The sequence below is a fragment of the Deinococcus marmoris genome (genome assembly GCF_001949125.1).
Lineage (GTDB): Bacteria > Deinococcota > Deinococci > Deinococcales > Deinococcaceae > Deinococcus > Deinococcus marmoris_A.
On sequence record NZ_MSTI01000089.1, the window covers coordinates 1 to 2,274 of the forward strand.

General features: G+C 61.8%; 3 protein-coding genes and 2 pseudogenes. 3 read left to right on the forward strand and 2 right to left on the reverse strand.

Annotated features, from left to right (window positions below):
• A pseudogene (locus BOO71_RS28360) lies at window positions 1–334 on the forward strand (transposase); the annotation flags it as partial.
• Window positions 335–429: 95 nt separating this feature from the next.
• Here BOO71_RS28360 and rpmA read toward each other — a convergent pair.
• Together rpmA and rplU are read right to left on the reverse strand one after the other, a co-directional pair.
• Window positions 430–714, reverse strand: a complete 285-nt coding sequence (gene rpmA / locus BOO71_RS13260; RefSeq protein WP_029483009.1) for a 50S ribosomal protein L27 — start codon at window positions 712–714, stop codon at window positions 430–432.
• A gap of 140 nt (window positions 715–854) precedes the next feature.
• Window positions 855–1,157 (reverse strand): 50S ribosomal protein L21, encoded by a 303-nt coding sequence (gene rplU, locus BOO71_RS13265; RefSeq protein WP_075833136.1) that lies wholly within the window; start codon window positions 1,155–1,157, stop codon window positions 855–857.
• Window positions 1,158–1,576: 419 nt separating this feature from the next.
• Here rplU and BOO71_RS13270 point away from each other — a divergent pair, with 419 nt between their 5' ends.
• Together BOO71_RS13270 and BOO71_RS29310 are read left to right on the forward strand one after the other, a co-directional pair.
• Window positions 1,577–1,945, forward strand: coding sequence for a YkvA family protein (locus BOO71_RS13270; RefSeq protein ID WP_075833139.1), 369 nt, complete (start codon window positions 1,577–1,579; stop codon window positions 1,943–1,945).
• Window positions 1,946–2,151: 206 nt separating this feature from the next.
• Window positions 2,152–2,274, forward strand: a pseudogene (locus tag BOO71_RS29310) (IS1 family transposase); the annotation flags it as partial.

The following is a 2,274-nucleotide window of genomic DNA, read 5'->3' on the forward strand; positions in this document are numbered from 1 at the left end:
CATGATCGTCCGTTTCGGCATTGCCGCAGGCAATGAGAGTGATCCCCCACTCGCCCGTGCGCTCCTCGACGAAGGCGAGGGAGCTTTGGTGCTGGGAGACCGTGGGTATCAGGGCTGCGGCGTGTACGCGCAGCCCAAATCGAATACGAAACATCCTCGGCCCTGGTGGGGTGCGATGGTGGGCGTCAGAAAGATTGTCGAAACCGTTTTTTCTCGGCTAGACCGATCTTTTCACCTGATGCCTCCCCAGCTCAATTCGTTCAGGTCGGTCCGCGCCCACGTCTGCCGGAAGATTGCGGCTCATAATTTGGCACTGTTTTTCGGTGGCCTCTAACCCCTAGCACCCGAAGTTCACAACGATTGACCCCATAGCAACAACAAAAAAGAGCCGGAAGCCTATGCAGGCCCGGCTCTTTCAAATCACCTGGATTAGTCGGCGGCGATTTCGGTGGGGGCGGCGTTCGCGGCTTCGATGCTGATGAAGCGGCCCGTGTTGCCACGGTTGGTGAACACGACGCGGCCATGCTCCAGGGCGAACAGGGTGTGATCGCGGCCCATGCCCACGCCGGGGCCAGCCTTGAACTTGGTGCCGCGCTGGCGGACCAGGATGTTTCCGGCCTTGACCACTTCGCCGCCGAACTTCTTGACGCCCAGGTACTTGGGCTGGCTGTCGCGTCCGTTCTTGGACGAACCTACGCCTTTCTTATGTGCCATGACTCTTCACCTCTCCCTTTAGTCGGCTGCCGCTCCGCTCCGCAATGTTCGGCAAAAAGCCCCTCACCTTGCTCCGCTCCACGTCAGCCTTGTCCTGTCCCACTCGCTCCGCTCGGTTCTGACCTACGGCCAGAACGAAATTAACCCTTGATCCCGGTGATTTTGATCGCCGTGAAATCCTGGCGGTGACCGGTGCGGCGGCGGTACTGCACGCCGCTCTTGTACTTGCGGATGTAGATCTTGGGGCCGCGTCCGTGTTCCACTACTTCGGCGTTGACCACGTAGTTGCTGACGGCGTCGCCGAACAGGGCCTTCTCTCCGCCCACGAAGATGGGGGTCAGGTCCATGGTGTCGCCTGCCTCGCCCACCAGACTTTCCACGCGGATCACGTCGCCTTCCTGCACGCGGTACTGCTTGCCGCCGGTCTGAATAATTGCAAACATCGTCTACCTTCCTTGTGCTGCCGACGCCGGAACGCTGCCTGACGTGGCCTCTCTTGCTGCCGCGCCCTGGGGGCGCAACACACCAACTTGGGACTTTAACACAGAACCGACACAAACGGGAACGCCCCATTGCCGGGGAAGAAGAGAACTTCCAGACAACGGGGTGGGCACGGGTCACACGGCCCGTCGGAGCAGGGCCAGAAAGTGTGTGGTGTGCGTGTTCCCGTATCTGTGGAGGTGTCCTCGCGGTACACCTGGACTCCTGCCTTCTGAAACGGGGCTGACCGAGTCGCGCTTTCTCTTTCCTCCGGCGCGGCTGGGCTGGATGCCCCACCGCTGCGAAGACACAGCATAGCAAAAAGCGGGGACGAGGGGCCAGAAGCTGGAACTTCGTTTCACCCCGCCGCGTATAGAAGGGCGTGATCACCCGTCTCAAACCCATCTGGCGCGACGCGCTGGCCCTGCTGTTCGCCGTCTGGGATGCCCGCACCCCCATGACGGCGCGGCTGGGGGCGCTGCTGGCGCTGGCCTACGCCCTCAGCCCGATTGACCTGATTCCCGACGCGATTCCAGTGGTGGGCCTCGGTGATGACCTGCTGGTGGTTCCCGCGATTCTGGCGCTGGCGGCCCGTTCGTTGCCTGCCCCGGTGCTGTTCAGTGCCCGCGCCCGCAGCGCCGCGCTGCAAAGGCGTTTGCCCTGGCTCCTGCCTGCGCTTGGGGCGAGCCTGATCCTGGGAACAGGTCTGCTGATCTGGGCGCTGTGGCGTGGCCTGAGTGGCGGGGGCTGAGCAACAACTGAGCCTAACCCCCAGGCTTTTATCTCAAGCGAGTACAAAAAAAGATCGGGGCCGATCAGCATTGAGGTGTGAAACCAAAACCGATCAGCCCACTGCCCTTTCTAACTCAAATTCCAGACTGGCGCGATCCGGTAGAAGGCTGGAATCATAACCGACATGCCTGACATGAGGGGCGTCCGGGGCGTATCCCCGGACGTATGCAATCACCCTCACTCGACAGTTTCCGCTGCCTTAACCCCGCCTGTCCAGCCGCTGGACAGTCAGGTCTCGGGAATATTCGTCACCGCAAGTGGTACAACACGCGCTCGGGGCCACGCCGG